Source organism: Acinetobacter sp. F16 (assembly GCF_052712855.1).
Map to the genome: position 1 here is coordinate 29,451 of NZ_JBRATK010000016.1, position 14,984 is coordinate 44,434.

The following is a 14,984-nucleotide window of genomic DNA, read 5'->3' on the forward strand; positions in this document are numbered from 1 at the left end:
GTCTGAGTCGCATCTTAATTTTTATTCAACAATCATTTGATTTGGCATCTTTATATACATGAATTTTATATTAAAAATTTTAATTTTTATGATGCTAATTTTCCAGAAATCATCTTTTTAGCTCTAGCTTGGCCACAAAAAACTGCCCAACAATCCTGCCGCTTAATTTTTTATTTTTAAACCATTCCTACACGTAGCAGGACAGGAAATGTTACATCTAAATTTTCTGGTACAGCGTGTAAAGCGTTTGAAATAAGCTGCAGCGGGTCATGATGGTTTTTTTCCTGATAATGCGTGAGTGCTGACCATGTTTTTAAATAGCTCAACAGTTGCTGCGAAGACCATTGATATTGCAAATGCATCTCTGGTACAGCCTGTTCATTAAAAGGAAATGGAATGCTTTGATACAGCTCATCAATATAACGGCGCTCAGCATCCCAATAGCCGTTTAAGGTTTCAAAGTACAGCTGTTGAACCAAACTGTTAATCGCAGCATCCTGTATCTCAATTAAGCCATAACCAATGGCTACAAACACCCCTTGCGGTTTAAGCACCCGTTTAACTTCTTTATAGAAGGCGTCAAAGTCAAACCAGTGAATGGCTTGAGCCACCGTAACCAAGTCAACAGATTGCGCAGGAAGATTGCTCTGCTCGGCTGCCTGCACCTGATAGCTGACATTTTCAAAATAAGGCGCTTGCTGCAACTGTGCTTCACTGATATCGGTTGCCACCACATAATTGAAATATGGGGCCAATAACTGGGTAAATTGTCCAGACCCTGCTCCACAATCCCATGCGAAATTCCGCTCCGGCACATGCTTTAAAATTTCTTTCACAATTTGAATGGAATAATCTGGGCGGGCTTGTTTATAGCGAAGACTATGCTTGGAAAAGAGGTCTTTCATTGAATTATTTCCAAAATATTCCTTAATTTAATCAATCACCTGTTCAATTTCAAAACTGGTCTGGGCTATCGGATTGAGCTGATCATTCAACTGGTAATACTTAACATCATACGTCCCGGCTTTCCAGCCTTTCAGTGGATTAAGACTGACCCAGTTCTGCTCCCGATTGCCACTGATCCGCTGTGGCATAAAAAACAACATTTCACCTGTAGTGCGGTTGCTCCAGCGGATAAAAACCTGCTCGTTATTAGGGACTCTTCCCAAAGTATCAAAATGGGCAAATAACTGCTGTCCGGCATAAATCTGCCTCGGCAATACACTATTTGCCACATATTGCTGCTGGGTTGTCACCGTGGCTTTTCCTGCCAAAACTTCATTCGGATCATTTTTTGCATCAACAAATTCACTGACCAGACGTTTGGCAAATGTGTGCTTATTTTGAATACTGGATAAGTCATAGCCCGGAAAGGATTGTTCCAGATATTTATTGACCTGTTCAGTGGTCGTGCTATCTATAACCGAATTAACCTGTGCTTTCTGGTTTTTTAGCTGCTGTTGTAATGCAAGGCGATCTTCAGGCTGAGTCTGGGCTTTTTGCTGGATCCGCGAATAAAATTTTCCACAGCAATATCCTGATGTCGCTCAGGAACAGGCAGTACAGATTCAGGCGTGGACTGGGCAATAAAATAACCCAATCCAAAACAGAGAATACCGCTAAGGAACGGCATAAAAAATTTCATAGCTTTTAATAACTATTAATTACAGGTGATGGTTTCAGTAAAATTGCCAGCATTGACACTTAAACTTCCACTGGAAAACAATGTCCCTGCACTGACTTGCTGCCGAGTCAAATTCGTCCCTGAAAGCAGTCTCAACCCTTCTGAGGTACAAATGCCGGTCTGGGTATCATTGGTGAGTCTTAACACGCAGCCATCGGTTGTGACTCTATGCCTATTTGCTACCGGCTGGGCACAGACCTGAGTAATCACAGAAGATGCAGACTCTAAGTCACATGCGGAACAATCCTGACTGGCACCGCCACAAGCATTGGCTGCCCTTTCACTGCGGCAAACATAGCTTTGTGAACCAAAGGTAAACGTTTTTTCAAAAGAAGAGTTAAAGTTGTCTCCGCTTCCGCTACCACCGCAGGCAGTCAGCAGCACAGAGAGCAAAGTTAAGATTGAACATCCAATTCTTTTCATCTTTTTATTCTCGAATTGTTATTGCGGTTATTTTATACGAAAAAAGTTCAGAGCCAAAAAACGCTGACAAAAAAAAACCTCAAACATTGTTTGAGGTTTTTTCAAATATGGTGGCGAGACCCAGGATCGAACTGGGGACACACGGATTTTCAATCCGTTGCTCTACCTACTGAGCTATCACGCCGATGCGGTGTATTAAGCCGTATCTGTCATCAATAGTCAATATAATTCATCACATTTTTATTTGATCGAATATTTTTTGCCCAAAAAAAATCCCTGATGGGATCAGGGATTGAAATCTTGATGATTTTGAATATGGTGGCGAGACCCAGGATCGAACTGGGGACACACGGATTTTCAATCCGTTGCTCTACCTACTGAGCTATCACGCCGATGTCGCGTATTAAACAGTCTAAGTGTTTTTCAGTCAAGCAGGTTTTATGCTTTTTCAAACAAACGTTTATTTTTACAGCAAATCTCAAGTTGTTTGATTATTTTTTATTTAAAACTTCATTCACTATTTCAACCAAAGCTATGTTTAAGCATAAAAAACAGTTTCAAGGCTTAATGCTGATCAGTTAAAAGGATTTTAATAAACTTCTTAGCTTTTGGTCATTCACAACGAAATCTTATTTTTTTAGATCAAATACTTGGAGCTCGAATGTTCTTTTGTTTCGTCAAAAGAACCAAAAGCATTTGTCACCCGCAAAACTCGTCCACTATCACCGTGGAGCGAATTTATCGCATAAACAGCAACTTTTTTAATCTTGTGCTACCTCAAACAATTGCGGATGACGTTTACGTGTATCAAATAACATGATGAATTCACAATAAAAAAAATGCCAGTCAATTTCTTAACTGACTGGCATTTTTTTATAATCTATTCAAACTTAAATTTTTTCCAGATGCGCCAGACAACGATGAATGGCGCCACAGCCCGGTTCAAACGTCTTCACGCCCTTTTCTTCTTCCATACGGCAGACTTCGCTCACCAGTCGTTCCGCAACGCCGCGTCCACGGTTAGCCGGATGAACCACAATATTTTCTAGGATCTTGCTTTCCCCTTGTCCAGTGCACCAAATCGCCCCAATCAACTTAGTATTAAATTCTGCTGTGTAAACTAAGGTATACTGAGCCAAGTTTTGCTCTAGTTGTTCAATGGCATCCTGCCCATCTCCAAATTCCGGGCTAGTGTCATACAGTCGCTCAAGCTGGCTGCGCACTTCGTCATTTTCTAGTGAAGTATAAGCATGTACGGTAATAGGCATTGATTAACCCTCCTGAGCAATCTAATATGCGATGATTTCGTCATCGCGAAAAAACATTTTACATCATCATTTTTAACGTTTTTGAGGAACGTGTCTATGACGCAACGTATCAGTGAAGTGGTAAGAAACACTAACGAAACCAAAATCCGAGTTCGTGTGAATCTTGATGGTACGGGTCAGGGCACCCTCAACACAGGTGTTCCATTTTTAGATCATATGATTGATCAAATCAAGCGACATGGCTTGTTCGATATCGATATTCACTGTGATGGTGACCTGGATATCGATGACCATCATACTGTCGAGGACTGTGGTATCACACTCGGTCAGGCTTTCGCCCAGGCGTTGGGTGATAAAAAAGGCTTACGACGTTATGGTCATTTTTATGCACCACTGGATGAAGCTTTAAGCCGTGTCGTGGTCGATTTATCTGGTCGTCCTGGCTTGTGGATGGATATTCCATTCACTCGCGCCCGTATTGGTACCTTTGATGTTGATCTATTCTCTGAATTTTTTCAAGGTTTTGTGAATCACGCGTTAATGACGCTGCACATTGACAACCTGAAAGGTAAAAATAGCCACCACCAAATCGAATGTACATTTAAAGCTTTTGCACGCGCACTGCGTATGGCCTGTGAAATTGATCCACGTGCAGAAAACACTGTTGCTTCAACCAAAGGTACTTTGTAATGACCCGTATTGCCCTTCTTGACTATGGCATGGGAAATTTACACTCAGCAGCCAAAGCCCTGGAACATGTGGGTGCCACTGTAGATGTGACCAATGATCCCAAACTGATTGCCCAGGCCGATAAAATCGTATTTCCCGGTGTAGGCGCAATGCGTGACTGTATGCAAGGCATGCATGAAGCCGGTATTGATGAAGTGGTACGCAATGCCGTATTCAACAAGCCAGTTCTTGCGATCTGTGTCGGTATGCAGGCGTTGATGCAGCGCTCTGAAGAAAATGGCGGTGCAGATGCGCTGGGTATTTTTGCAGGTGAAGTGAAGCATTTCCCAGAAATGGCGGGTTTAAAAGTGCCGCATATGGGCTGGAACCAAGTACATCAGGCAGACCCAAGCCATCCAATGTGGAAAGACATTGAACAGGATGCGCGTTTCTACTTCGTGCATAGCTTCTATGTAGAACCGAAAGATACGGCTCTGGTCGCTGCAACCTGTGACTATGGTTTAGAGTTCTGTACCGCGCTGCATAAAGAAAATCTGTTTGCGACCCAGTTCCACCCGGAAAAAAGCCATACCGCTGGTTTGCAACTATTGAAAAACTTTGTGGAATGGAAAATCTAAGCCTCCATTTTTAGATATTTTAAAAGCTCAACTCTGGTTGGGCTTTTTTATGGGCTCAAATTGCTTGGTTTATATAAATTTGACTGTTTTTTATAGATTTTAATTGTTATGATATTTATGCAAATCATTATATTTAAACAATAATTAGAATTATAGGGTATAAAAAATGAATCAAAAATATCAAACCAGTGAATCCGCCTTAAGCCCAAGTGGACGTTTTGGTCGCCTGTCTTATCTAGGCTGGAACATGCTAATGAGTTTTTCGATCCTGATCATTATCGGGATTATTGCGGCTTTTTCGCCAGGCTTGCTTGCTGATCCCACCACCATGACTGGCTCTTCCATGCTGGCAACGGTTCTGATCGGGATCGCTTACATCGTCCTATTATATTTTAGTTTTGTTTTTACCATTCGCCGCCTGCATGACCGCAATCACATCGGCTGGTTATCCCTTTTAATCCTGGTTCCTGGAATCAATCTTGTTTTTATGCTGTACCTGATTTTTGCCAAAGGTGATGACAGAAGCAACCAATATGGCCCTCGACGTAATACCAAAGGCTGGGAAAAAGTGTTGGCCTGGATTTATATTTTAATTTTCCCTTTAGCTTTTTTAGCTGCGATTGCACTTCCAGCTTATCAAGATTATGTGACTCGTGCTCAACAGGCACAGATGAAACAAAGTATCGATCACATGGATTAATGCTTTTAAATTCTGGATAAAGCTCATGATCAATGGGCTTTATTTTTGCCTAAAATCTGAAAAGCGATTAAGCTGAATTTAAAATAAATCACTGTACTGATTATCATGGAAGAGTCTCTGCTTCAAACGCTACCCAGCAAAGAACAAATTCAGGCATTGCCTGTGTTTCAGAATCTTTCCATGCAACAGATTCATCTCATTCATAACCTTGAACAATGTCATGCCCTTGAACAGGAATTGAAAAGCTGTGTCTTACTCGGTTTTGATACCGAATCCAAACCGACCTTTGCCAAGGGGGAAGTGTCAACCGGGCCGCATCTGATCCAATTAGCCAGTCATGACAGCGCTTATTTATTTCAAATTAACCCTGAAATACTGGAATTTCTAAAACCCGTTTTTGAAAGTCGCGATCAGATTAAGGTCGGCTTTGGTTTAAAGAATGATGCGCATCTTTTTCGTAAAAAAGGCATTGAGCTGAATAGCGTGATTGAACTGTCTAAATGCTTTTCTGCCTTTGGTTACCCCAATCCTATGGGGCTGAAAAATGCCATGGCACTTTTATTTCAGGTGAATTTTCCCAAAAGTAAAAAAATCAGTACCTCCAACTGGGCACGTAAAACACTGACTCCGGCCCAAATTCAATACGCGGCGGCCGATGCTTATGCGCCGGTACTGGTGTTTGAAGAATTACATCGTTTGGGCTTACTGCCTGAACATATTCCCAACACATCATTAAAATTACGCATTCGCCCGAATAAAATAAAAGCTGAAACTGAGGCTTAGAGATTTAGAAATACTTTGCTAAGATGACAAACAATAACTTTAACGAGATTAGGCAAGGAGCGAAAGCATGCTGATCATCCCTGCAATTGACCTGAAAGATGGCAAATGTGTCCGTTTAAAACAAGGCCGTATGGAAGACGATACCGTATTTTCTGACGATCCAGTTGCAACTGCACAGCATTGGGTAAATGAAGGCGCACGCCGCTTACATTTGGTTGATTTAAACGGTGCTTTTGCCGGTACGCCCATCCATAAACCTGTGGTTGAAGCGATTGCCAGAGCGCAGCCTGAGCTGCCAATTCAAATTGGTGGCGGTATTCGCTCGCTTGAAACCATCGAACATTACCTGGATGCAGGCGTATCTTTTGTGATTATCGGGACTAAAGCAGTTCAGGATCCTGAATTTGTTGAAGAAGCCTGCAGAAAATTCGCCGGTCACATCATTGTCGGTATCGATGCCATGAATGGCATGGTGGCAACAGATGGCTGGGCAAATGTCACTGACATCAAAGCGACTGATCTGGCAAAACGTTTTGCTGATGCCGGTGTATCCAGCATTGTTTATACCGACATCGCCCGTGACGGCATGATGCAAGGTGTCAACATCGAACAGACTGTAAACTTGGCGACTTATTCAGGTTTGCCGGTGATCGCATCTGGCGGTGTAACCAATCTTGACGACGTACGTAACTTAAAAGGCCAACCGGGCATTTTAGGTGCGATTACCGGTCGTGCAATTTACGAAGGCACATTAAACCTTCGTGAAGCGCAATCACTTTGGGATGATCAATCCATCTAAATATTGATTCATCCTTAAGAGGTCTTCGGACCTCTTTTTTATTTCAATCAATTTCTTCGCAGTATAGAGATGCCAAACGCTCCTTCCGAGTTTAAAACCAAAGCCCCGCAACTTGCCTTAATTCTGATTACCATGATTTGGGGTGGGTCATTCCTGACCGTGCAATACGGTTTAAATTTTGCAAGCCCGATGTTTTTTGTCGGCTGCCGTTTTGCCGCAGCAATGTTATTTATCTGTCTTTTTTCCTGGAAAGATTTAAGCGGAATCAATCTGAAAGAAATTGCTGCCGGTGCGCTGATTGGCTTGGTGATTGCGATTGGCTATGGCACACAGACCATTGGACTCAAAAGCATTAGCAGCAGTGAATCGGCCTTTTTAACTGCACTGTATGTGCCTTTAGTACCCATTTTATTGTGGCTGTTATTCCGCAAAACCCCACAGATTATGACGTGGTGCGGTGCAGGACTGGCTTTTCTCGGTTTAGTGTTTTTGACCGGCAATGGCTTTGGTCAAATCCAGCTGAATTTTGGGCAGATTATTACCCTTCTCGGTTCAATCGCGATTGCCCTTGAAATTATTCTGATTGGTTTATTTGCCGGTAAAGTCAATGTTCGCCGTGTCACCGTGATTCAACTCGGTTTTGCGTCTGTTTTTGCCTTTTGCATGATGCCAATAGCTGGCGAAGTATGGAACCCTGTGTTCTCTTGGCCCCTGATGATCATTCTCTGTGGACTGGGCTTGGCCAGTGCAGCCATTCAACTGGTGATGAACTGGGCGCAGCGTGAAGTTGATCCCTCTCAAGCAGCAATCATTTATTCAGGTGAACCGGTTTGGGCGGCACTGATCGGCCGTATGGCTGGTGAACGCTTACCTTTAGTTGCTATTTTAGGAGGTGCGCTGGTGGTGTTAGGGGTGATTGTGAGTGAATGGAAACCGAGGTTTTTAAGGAAGAATAAGGAAATAAATCCTTAAGAGTTTAATTTTCATCTCCCCGAGAAAGAGGAAATGACTGACGTGATCATCCATCCTTCGATACAGGTTTCCTCCCTTCTAGAAAAAGAAGAGCATTGCTCTGCAAGGAGAAGCTAACTTACCAATTTTTAGAACGATACTCTTTCAAAAAAAGGCGGCATAACGCCGCCTTCAATATGGGGAATAAATTGAGTTATTGATACATCGGTTGATTATCATTTAAACGCATAATGCCGCGAATAGCCCGATAGACAATCCAGATCTAGGAAAGACCAATGACACTCAGGCAGAACGTGGTGGCAATCAGTGCCACACCCGCGAACAGGTCGGTATTTTCACCGGTAAAAAACAAGAAAAAGAACGGAATAAAAGCAATAATATTCCAGAATAAATACCACCAAAAGGTACGAATTTGCCAGGTAAAATGGCTTTCAAAAATAGAGCCACGTACATCGCTGCGCTTAACATAGTTAATGATTAATGCAATAACTGCCAGTAAGCCACCTGAAAAAATAGCAATAATATAAAGAACATACAGAATTAAAGTCAGAGTACGATTGGAGTCTTTATCTATAGAATAATTCATTGTTATACCTTTTAAAGAATTGCTCTGCTTTAAAATTTAATGAAATTTAAAGGAGAAATTAGCCATAAAATCAAAAGAATGTTTAAGGCTATGGTACAAAAATAAATCTTTCTAAACGGTTGTTTTTGTGTTTTATGACGCAGTCTTTCCTGTGCCAGCCATGCGGTAGGCCAGCCCCCAAGAAAGGATAAAATATGCAAACTCTGTTCAGGGATACGGCGATTGCCCAGTAGAGCCGCCTCTTTATCTTGCGCATACAGCCAGTAAGTCAGGGCATTCACAATGCTAATAAATAACAACACCATTCCACTTAACATTCCCAGAAGAGTGAAAACAGCCAAAGCCAAAATATAAGCAATACAGGCGATTTGCATCGGTTTTAATTTTTGCTGCTGTCCATTTACATTTTTCGGTTTGGGCAATATTTTTTGTGTTTGCGAGGCTTTGAGGTACATCACCTGCTGCGCACGGAAACGTCCGTCCCCATCCAGCAAGACCGTATATTCCAGTGCACAGCCGACAATCGGGCGTGGACCTTGACGGGCAAAATCCTTAATGTGTAAAAACACGCGATCTTTCGAGGCATCGTTCGGTTGAATAAAACCATAGCCTTTGTCATCAAACCATTCGACTAATCGCCCCTGATCGCGCATTTCTATTTCCTATTTTTAAGCAGTGACAAATTTTAGTCTTTCTATCAGCATATTACGCATCTCTTGCGGGTTTTTCTGCAAAATATCCTCTCCAGTACGCCCCTGCTGTGCATTTTTTTGTGCCACTTGCAAACGCATCAGCCAAAAACGAGCCGCTGCCATAGCCAGATAAATCTCTAAACAGGCTTTTTCATCAGTGGTTAATGGGCGTACCGTTTCATAGGCTTCTAAGAACGCCTGCGCCTTCACTTCATTTAAATGCACCTCTGGATATTCGGTACAAAAGTCATTTAAAGTAATGGCGATATCAAACAGAAATTCATCTTTATTCAGTTCGTAAAAATCTAGAATACCTTTTAATTGGTTACCTTCAAACAAGGTATTGTCACGAAATAAGTCTGAATGAATAAAGCCCTTCGGACGGTTAGGATAGACCGCAGTTAAGGCCTCATAAAGCCCGAGCACTTCACTCAGTAAAATAGCATCCGCAGGATTTAAAGTCGGTTTTAATTCTTTAGCGACTTGTAACCAATAGTCATGATTACGATATTCTGCACGTTCCAATGGAAAATCTTGCAATGCAATATGCATTTTTGCCTGCGCAACGGCAATGGCTTGTGCCTGTTCCACAGTTGATGGCATCGGGTGTTTACCCAGCATGCGTGGCGCAATTTGAGCAGGCTTGTTTTTTAAGCTATGAATCGCTTTACCCTCATAATTTAAGGGCACTGGCACCGCCAAGCCAGATTTACCTAAATGCTCGAGTACCGGAACCAGTTCTCCTGCACCCTGCTCATCCATCTCTTCAAATATAGTCAGTACATACTGAGTAGCATTTTCACAGACTAAAAAATAGTTGGTATTCTGAATACCTCCTTGAATCGGAATCAGGTCAACCACCTCTAATCCATAAGGTGCTGCAAAAGCCTGAACTTCCTGTAAAGTCAAAGGGGTATAAACCGACATAGAAAACCTGCAAAAAAACTTACATAATTTTGATAGAATACCTGCTCCAACTACCAAGGTGTAGCACCTTCGTGGCGAAGTTTCATAATCGGCTGTTATTTTTGGAAAAAATTATGCTTGCTAAACGTATTATTCCTTGCCTTGACGTAGATAATGGTCGAGTGGTGAAAGGTGTGCAATTCCTTGATATCCGTGATGCAGGCGACCCGGTTGAAGTTGCACGTCGCTATAACGAACAAGGTGCCGATGAAATTACCTTCCTGGACATTACTGCAACCTCAAGTGGCCGTGACACCACATACCGTACTGTGGAACGTATGGCAGAAAGTGTATTCGTTCCATTAACCGTGGGCGGCGGTGTACGTAAAGTTGAAGATATCCGCTCATTACTCAATGCCGGTGCAGATAAAGTCAGCATTAACTCGGCTGCGGTATTTAATCCTGAATTTGTACAGGAAGCATCACAACGCTTTGGCGCACAATGTATTGTTGTTGCCATTGATGCGAAAAAAACTGCTGACAATAAATGGGAAATCTTCACCCACGGCGGCCGTAAACCGACAGGTATTGATGCCATTGAATGGTCAGTAAAAATGGCCGAATACGGTGCTGGCGAACTGCTGATTACCTCTATGGATGCTGATGGCACCAAATCCGGTTATGACCTCAAATTAATGCGTCAAATCAATAATCGCGTGAACATTCCGACCATTGCTTCCGGTGGTGTTGGCTGTTTACAACATTTAGCGGATGGTATTTTACAAGGCGGGGCAGATGCTGTCTTGGCCGCCTCTATTTTCCATTTTGGTCAACATACCATTCCTGAAGCAAAACAGTATCTAGCTGCACAAGGCATTGAAATGCGTCTCTAAAACCTTAATGCGTTGTTATATTTAGCACGTTGTTATAAAAAGAGTGTTGTTAAAACACTCTTTTTTTATTTTGATCAGGCCATGAATAAAAATTTGAGATAAAAAAAGGGAGTCTTAGAGACTCCCTATAAACCAAGAAAACTACAGCGCGTGGTTTCTTGTAAGTACAACAAAAGATATATCCACTGCTTAAGTCAGATTTTGTTACAACTTAAACATGCGGCAAATATAGGTTAAAAAAGCATTGGAATATTGACCATCAATGCCAAAAACATTGACAATTTACGACATGACTTAAAAAGTGACGATCTATAGTCCATTTAAAATCAAAAAATTAGCTCAAACTCATGAAAGTTTAAAGCCATAAACGCTAAATTATTTATCTCTCACTCGATAATCGAGGCACTTTTTCTACCCATTTTGCAGGAAAGCAAGTCGTTGCCACAACATTCAATATATTTGAAACAGGTGCAGGTAATACCATACCCAGTGGATTCTGTTCTTGTAAATCTTTTGATGAAATCACCCGGGTTCCGAGCACATAATCAAACCAGGGTTTGGTGACACACCAGTTGGCATCCTGATTTGAGTTCATATGATGATCATAATGCCAAGGAATTTTTTTCATTGCCCAGTCTGGCTCTAGGTGGGCACGGCGATGAATATAGTAATAATTACAGGCACTATAAACTGCAGCTGCTGCCATACCTTTCGAGACAGGATAAAACATTAAACTGGTGCTGGTGGCTACCACAGCCAGAGAAATGATTTCATTTTTAGTGCGCCAATTGGAAATGCCTTCGACATAGCCATGATCATAAAAATCGGTTTTTCGCACTTCACGGTGGTGTTCCCAATGCGATTTCATGCTGTCAGGTACAGGGCTATAACGCGGCTTTCCACTTCGATGTGTACCATGCAAAATATATTTATGGGCAATCCATTCAAAGCCATTGGCCACAACCAGTCCAACCAAAAATCCCTTCCACATATCACTTCCCCGTCAATTGTATTGAATATAGACAATGAACTGTGCTAAATATTGAACATAACATAAAATTTCATTGATAAATTACGATAATAAAAAGATCAATATGCAGCAATTTAAAGATTACACGGGCTCCGTTTACGGTGGACTTGGACATTTGCTTTATGCCTATAGCCAAGCTAAAGGTTTAGCTATTTCTGGAAAACTGAAACAGATCCAAAACCTGGAACGCGTTGACTTCTGTCTTTGGCGTGAATTATTGACGGAGATGCAGCAGCATTGTCAAATTCCTGCCTTTGGACTTGAGGTTGCTGAATTTGTACAACCCAAACATCTCGGCATCATTGCTTATATTGCACTGTCCTGTAATACCTTAGGGGAAGCTTTACAACGTTATCATGATTTTCATCGCTTAATTTATGATGGCAGTCCCCTGCAGGTCAATATGCTGGATGATTATTTAGCCATTGGGTGGGGAGATATTCCCTATCATCTCACCACCCAGGTCACTCACGAACTTTCTATTGCCTTGATGTTACAATTCTTGAAATGCTTCATGGCCTTGGATGATATTCACATACATGAAGTTCATTTTATTCATCCGGCACCGAAAAACATCGCGATCTATGAGCAATATTTCCGTTGCAAAGTTCGCTTTTCACAGCCGGTCTCCCAAATTATTATCCCTGTTTATGAGCTTGCCAAACCTTTTCACCAAGGTGATCAAACCTTACAGCATTTGCTGATGCAGCAAGCTCAAGCACTGTTGGATAAGCTGCCCAATTCCACCCAATTGGATCAACGTCTACAACAGGCAATCTTAACCGGCCTACAGAAAAACCTGTATCAGATCGAGCCGATTGCCAAGCAATTAAACATGTCGGTACGCCAGCTACAGCGCCATTTACAACAACAAGGCACAACCTATCAACAGCGCATGCAAGAAGTTCGACATCTGTTGGCAGAACAATATTTAAAAGATCCGCATTTGAGCCTGCAAGAAATTGCTTTATTGCTGAGCTATTCTGAACAAAGTGCCTTCCAGCGTGCCTTTAAACAATGGAGTGGCTTTACCCCGCAACAATGGCGACAACAATCATATTGCTAAAACTGAATTCCAGTCATTCAAGTGTCAGGTCTAGTTATCCTGTTGTGATTGAGGAAGTTCAATTTCTCGATCAATATAAAATGTCATCTGGAATGATTAAAAAATTAATAAAAAATCTGGAGAATAAAATGCATAAATATCTCGCTGAATCCGTAGCGAAGTAGCGGTGTTTCCTTGTTTGCGCAAACTGCGGCGCTAAGTTAGTTTTGGTTATTCTGGGGTTGACCTATTTTTGGTGCCGTTCTGGATGCACTCATTTATAAAGTGGTTGCCTCTGAAAAGACTAAAAATTCTAGCGCTAAAAAAAGCTCACATCGGTGAGCTTTTTTTATGTTCCATGTGGAACATGGGGCGGCTTATAAGAACGGATTTTCAATTTCCTGTTCATCTTGACGATCAATTTTTTCAGGTAAATTGGGCTCATTCTCTAAAGCACTGACGACTTCATTTAAAAAAGCCTGTAAAGCTTTAGCCGCCTGCAAGCCAGCCTGGTCTTTGGTCAGCTGTAAATTACCATAAATACTGACACAGTCTTCTTGGTTTTCTAAGGTTAAGTCGTGAATGGCATGCGATTCGGTACCATTTTCAAAAGGCTTAAACATTGTTTTCTCACTTGTCTTTATTGTTGTTTAAAAAGTAGGATGATTTCCCTCATCCTACCTAAAAAAGGCTTATTTCAACAACTGTAAAATGTACTGTAAAAGCCCTTCAATCAATTGTTTAACAATCGCATCTTGGGTATTTGGATCAATTGTTGATGCCGCATTCTTGTTCCCAGCCGATGGTGCAGTGGTAGCGGCTGAAGATGTCGAACTTACAGAGGAAGATTTAAACTCTTTTTGCAAAGCGCTAAGCGCATCTGCACTGACTTCTTCGGCACACTGGCTTTCTGCATCCCAATGTGAATAGGCAATTTTCTGAGTTGCTTTGACCGCACTTGCCCTTAATGGCAAATTGTAAGTATTGCGCTTTTGGTCTTCTGTTAACTGAGGGAAAATATTAATCCCAGTCAGATCTTCCAGCGCACATATGCTAATGACCTGCACTTTGGGTGCGGTACTTTTCAGGGTATTGTCAGCATAGTACACCCCTGCCGCCCCTGTTTTAGGCATATAGATGGCTTTGTAGGTCGCTGTTGGAACAATTACACCCTGACCAATCGTTTTGAGTTTTTTTGCAGAAAATACGGGTCCGGTGACCACATACACATCTTGCTTCTGCTTGGTCACAATCGCACGTGTGGCTTCTTCTAACTCACGCCAAACCTGCTGATTATTTTTTGGCGCTTGCGGCACCATATTGGCTAAAGAGAAACTGTCATTTTGTGCAGCTTTGGTGGGCATATCTGCATTTGGCGCCATATGTCCACGGTCATAGCCTGAGGCTTTATAGTCCGGCAATGTCGCACGATGCTCTACTTTAACTTTGGTTTCTTCATGAAAACTATCTTCACGCGGAATTTTTTGGCTTAAACGTTGTGGAGTCAGGGCTTCTGCCACCCACAAAGGTGTTTTCGAGACACCTGAATACATCACATTGAAACCATTAAAGCACAGCGGATAGGTGTTTTTATTGAGACTTTCTTTTGCTAGATAAGGTGGAATATCACGATAAAATTGATCTAAACATGCCGAATTTGAAGAAGATGGCAATGAAACCAATTGCTGGATTTTTTCTTGTCCAAATGCAATCGCAAAACTACTGGTCGCGACTAAACCCAAAATAATTTTTAGGCTATTTTGATTTAAAAGTTGAACCCAAGATTTACTGGTTTTACGTTTCTTAATTGCCATTTCTAGATAAACACCCATTTTCCACGAGCTTATCAAGCAGAGAAAATGAAGTATATGTAGCGAAAGTTGTTTGCTTAACATT

The 14,984-nt window shown here is 41.8% G+C and carries 18 protein-coding genes, 2 tRNA genes and 1 pseudogene; 8 read left to right on the forward strand and 13 right to left on the reverse strand.

Annotated elements, in window-relative coordinates; genetic code table 11:
• Positions 1-176: 176 nt before the first annotated feature.
• The 7 genes from ACU0NF_RS10070 to ACU0NF_RS10100 all read right to left on the reverse strand — a co-directional run bounded on the left by ACU0NF_RS10070 (position 177) and on the right by ACU0NF_RS10100 (position 3,375).
• A complete protein-coding gene (locus ACU0NF_RS10070; protein ID WP_131319878.1) occupies positions 177-905 on the reverse strand; it encodes a class I SAM-dependent methyltransferase in 729 nt (242 codons plus the stop codon).
• Between the two features lie 27 nt (positions 906-932).
• Positions 933-1,256 (reverse strand): hypothetical protein, encoded by a 324-nt coding sequence (locus ACU0NF_RS10075; RefSeq protein WP_445661036.1) that lies wholly within the window; start codon positions 1,254-1,256, stop codon positions 933-935.
• Positions 1,257-1,450: 194 nt separating this feature from the next.
• A complete protein-coding gene (locus tag ACU0NF_RS10080; RefSeq protein ID WP_445661037.1) occupies positions 1,451-1,633 on the reverse strand; it encodes a hypothetical protein in 183 nt (60 codons plus the stop codon).
• Between the two features lie 27 nt (positions 1,634-1,660).
• Positions 1,661-2,107 carry a hypothetical protein gene (locus ACU0NF_RS10085; RefSeq protein WP_445661038.1) on the reverse strand — a complete coding sequence of 149 codons (447 nt, stop codon included), beginning with the start codon at positions 2,105-2,107 and terminating at the stop codon, positions 1,661-1,663.
• Between the two features lie 108 nt (positions 2,108-2,215).
• Positions 2,216-2,291 (reverse strand) — tRNA-Phe (locus tag ACU0NF_RS10090).
• 132 nt (positions 2,292-2,423) lie between these two features.
• Positions 2,424-2,499: transfer RNA gene (locus ACU0NF_RS10095), tRNA-Phe, on the reverse strand.
• Positions 2,500-2,997: 498 nt separating this feature from the next.
• On the reverse strand, positions 2,998-3,375 hold the full coding sequence (locus tag ACU0NF_RS10100) for a GNAT family N-acetyltransferase (protein ID WP_131215219.1): 378 nt from the start codon (positions 3,373-3,375) through the stop codon (positions 2,998-3,000).
• Positions 3,376-3,471: 96 nt separating this feature from the next.
• Here ACU0NF_RS10100 and hisB point away from each other — a divergent pair, with 96 nt between their 5' ends.
• The 6 genes from hisB to ACU0NF_RS10130 all read left to right on the forward strand — a co-directional run bounded on the left by hisB (position 3,472) and on the right by ACU0NF_RS10130 (position 7,936).
• Complete coding sequence (gene hisB, locus ACU0NF_RS10105; protein WP_131215223.1) at positions 3,472-4,065, forward strand: imidazoleglycerol-phosphate dehydratase HisB; 594 nt, start codon at positions 3,472-3,474, stop codon at positions 4,063-4,065.
• Entirely contained in the window at positions 4,065-4,682 is a 618-nt protein-coding gene (hisH, locus tag ACU0NF_RS10110) for an imidazole glycerol phosphate synthase subunit HisH (RefSeq protein WP_445661039.1), read from the forward strand. Before hisB ends, hisH begins: the two co-directional genes overlap by 1 nt.
• Positions 4,683-4,848: 166 nt before the next feature.
• Positions 4,849-5,382, forward strand: coding sequence for a DUF805 domain-containing protein (locus ACU0NF_RS10115; RefSeq protein WP_445661040.1), 534 nt, complete (start codon positions 4,849-4,851; stop codon positions 5,380-5,382).
• Between the two features lie 105 nt (positions 5,383-5,487).
• Positions 5,488-6,165, forward strand: a complete 678-nt coding sequence (locus ACU0NF_RS10120; RefSeq protein ID WP_445661041.1) for a 3'-5' exonuclease — start codon at positions 5,488-5,490, stop codon at positions 6,163-6,165.
• Between the two features lie 67 nt (positions 6,166-6,232).
• Positions 6,233-6,964 (forward strand): 1-(5-phosphoribosyl)-5-[(5-phosphoribosylamino)methylideneamino]imidazole-4-carboxamide isomerase, encoded by a 732-nt coding sequence (gene hisA / locus ACU0NF_RS10125; RefSeq protein ID WP_445661042.1) that lies wholly within the window; start codon positions 6,233-6,235, stop codon positions 6,962-6,964.
• A 69-nt stretch (positions 6,965-7,033) separates the two neighbouring features.
• Positions 7,034-7,936: a DMT family transporter gene (locus ACU0NF_RS10130; protein WP_445661043.1), complete on the forward strand. Its 903-nt coding sequence runs from the start codon at positions 7,034-7,036 to the stop codon at positions 7,934-7,936.
• Positions 7,937-8,129: 193 nt separating this feature from the next.
• On the opposite strand, the pseudogene ACU0NF_RS10135 reads toward ACU0NF_RS10130, so the two are convergent.
• From ACU0NF_RS10135 to ACU0NF_RS10145, 3 genes and pseudogenes are all read right to left on the reverse strand, one after another.
• A pseudogene (locus ACU0NF_RS10135) lies at positions 8,130-8,522 on the reverse strand (DUF4870 family protein).
• A 29-nt stretch (positions 8,523-8,551) separates the two neighbouring features.
• Positions 8,552-9,175, reverse strand: a complete 624-nt coding sequence (locus tag ACU0NF_RS10140; RefSeq protein ID WP_445661044.1) for a DUF1294 domain-containing protein — start codon at positions 9,173-9,175, stop codon at positions 8,552-8,554.
• A gap of 15 nt (positions 9,176-9,190) precedes the next feature.
• On the reverse strand, positions 9,191-10,141 hold the full coding sequence (locus ACU0NF_RS10145; protein ID WP_131267687.1) for a homoserine kinase: 951 nt from the start codon (positions 10,139-10,141) through the stop codon (positions 9,191-9,193).
• 113 nt (positions 10,142-10,254) lie between these two features.
• On the opposite strand from ACU0NF_RS10145, the gene hisF reads away from it, so the two are divergent.
• Positions 10,255-11,013: an imidazole glycerol phosphate synthase subunit HisF gene (gene hisF / locus ACU0NF_RS10150; RefSeq protein WP_131267688.1), complete on the forward strand. Its 759-nt coding sequence runs from the start codon at positions 10,255-10,257 to the stop codon at positions 11,011-11,013.
• A gap of 379 nt (positions 11,014-11,392) precedes the next feature.
• On the opposite strand, the gene ACU0NF_RS10155 is transcribed toward hisF, so the two are convergent.
• Positions 11,393-12,004 (reverse strand): hypothetical protein, encoded by a 612-nt coding sequence (locus tag ACU0NF_RS10155; protein ID WP_445661045.1) that lies wholly within the window; start codon positions 12,002-12,004, stop codon positions 11,393-11,395.
• A gap of 103 nt (positions 12,005-12,107) precedes the next feature.
• Here ACU0NF_RS10155 and ACU0NF_RS10160 point away from each other — a divergent pair, with 103 nt between their 5' ends.
• On the forward strand, positions 12,108-13,109 hold the full coding sequence (locus tag ACU0NF_RS10160) for an AraC family transcriptional regulator (protein ID WP_445661046.1): 1,002 nt from the start codon (positions 12,108-12,110) through the stop codon (positions 13,107-13,109).
• Positions 13,110-13,465: 356 nt separating this feature from the next.
• Here ACU0NF_RS10160 and ACU0NF_RS10165 read toward each other — a convergent pair whose 3' ends face one another.
• Positions 13,466-13,711, reverse strand: a complete 246-nt coding sequence (locus ACU0NF_RS10165; protein ID WP_131267692.1) for a hypothetical protein — start codon at positions 13,709-13,711, stop codon at positions 13,466-13,468.
• Positions 13,712-13,780: 69 nt separating this feature from the next.
• Positions 13,781-14,902: a DNA/RNA non-specific endonuclease gene (locus tag ACU0NF_RS10170; RefSeq protein ID WP_445661047.1), complete on the reverse strand. Its 1,122-nt coding sequence runs from the start codon at positions 14,900-14,902 to the stop codon at positions 13,781-13,783.
• Positions 14,903-14,984 lie beyond the last annotated feature (82 nt).

Excerpts from the sequence above, each read along its gene's own strand:
- ACU0NF_RS10145 (WP_131267687.1), bottom strand. The coding sequence starts at position 10,141 with ATGTCGGTTTATACCCCTTTGACTTTACAGGAAGTTCAGGCTTTTGCA.
- ACU0NF_RS10070 (WP_131319878.1), bottom strand. The coding sequence starts at position 905 with ATGAAAGACCTCTTTTCCAAGCATAGTCTTCGCTATAAACAAGCCCGC.
- ACU0NF_RS10080 (WP_445661037.1), bottom strand. The coding sequence starts at position 1,633 with ATGCCGTTCCTTAGCGGTATTCTCTGTTTTGGATTGGGTTATTTTATT.
- hisF (WP_131267688.1), top strand. The coding sequence starts at position 10,255 with ATGCTTGCTAAACGTATTATTCCTTGCCTTGACGTAGATAATGGTCGA.
- ACU0NF_RS10100 (WP_131215219.1), bottom strand. The coding sequence starts at position 3,375 with ATGCCTATTACCGTACATGCTTATACTTCACTAGAAAATGACGAAGTG.
- ACU0NF_RS10115 (WP_445661040.1), top strand. The coding sequence starts at position 4,849 with ATGAATCAAAAATATCAAACCAGTGAATCCGCCTTAAGCCCAAGTGGA.
- ACU0NF_RS10160 (WP_445661046.1), top strand. The coding sequence starts at position 12,108 with ATGCAGCAATTTAAAGATTACACGGGCTCCGTTTACGGTGGACTTGGA.
- hisH (WP_445661039.1), top strand. The coding sequence starts at position 4,065 with ATGACCCGTATTGCCCTTCTTGACTATGGCATGGGAAATTTACACTCA.
- hisA (WP_445661042.1), top strand. The coding sequence starts at position 6,233 with ATGCTGATCATCCCTGCAATTGACCTGAAAGATGGCAAATGTGTCCGT.
- ACU0NF_RS10130 (WP_445661043.1), top strand. The coding sequence starts at position 7,034 with ATGCCAAACGCTCCTTCCGAGTTTAAAACCAAAGCCCCGCAACTTGCC.
- ACU0NF_RS10085 (WP_445661038.1), bottom strand. The coding sequence starts at position 2,107 with ATGAAAAGAATTGGATGTTCAATCTTAACTTTGCTCTCTGTGCTGCTG.
- ACU0NF_RS10120 (WP_445661041.1), top strand. The coding sequence starts at position 5,488 with ATGGAAGAGTCTCTGCTTCAAACGCTACCCAGCAAAGAACAAATTCAG.
- ACU0NF_RS10165 (WP_131267692.1), bottom strand. The coding sequence starts at position 13,711 with ATGTTTAAGCCTTTTGAAAATGGTACCGAATCGCATGCCATTCACGAC.
- ACU0NF_RS10170 (WP_445661047.1), bottom strand. The coding sequence starts at position 14,902 with ATGGCAATTAAGAAACGTAAAACCAGTAAATCTTGGGTTCAACTTTTA.
- hisB (WP_131215223.1), top strand. The coding sequence starts at position 3,472 with ATGACGCAACGTATCAGTGAAGTGGTAAGAAACACTAACGAAACCAAA.
- ACU0NF_RS10140 (WP_445661044.1), bottom strand. The coding sequence starts at position 9,175 with ATGCGCGATCAGGGGCGATTAGTCGAATGGTTTGATGACAAAGGCTAT.
- ACU0NF_RS10155 (WP_445661045.1), bottom strand. The coding sequence starts at position 12,004 with ATGTGGAAGGGATTTTTGGTTGGACTGGTTGTGGCCAATGGCTTTGAA.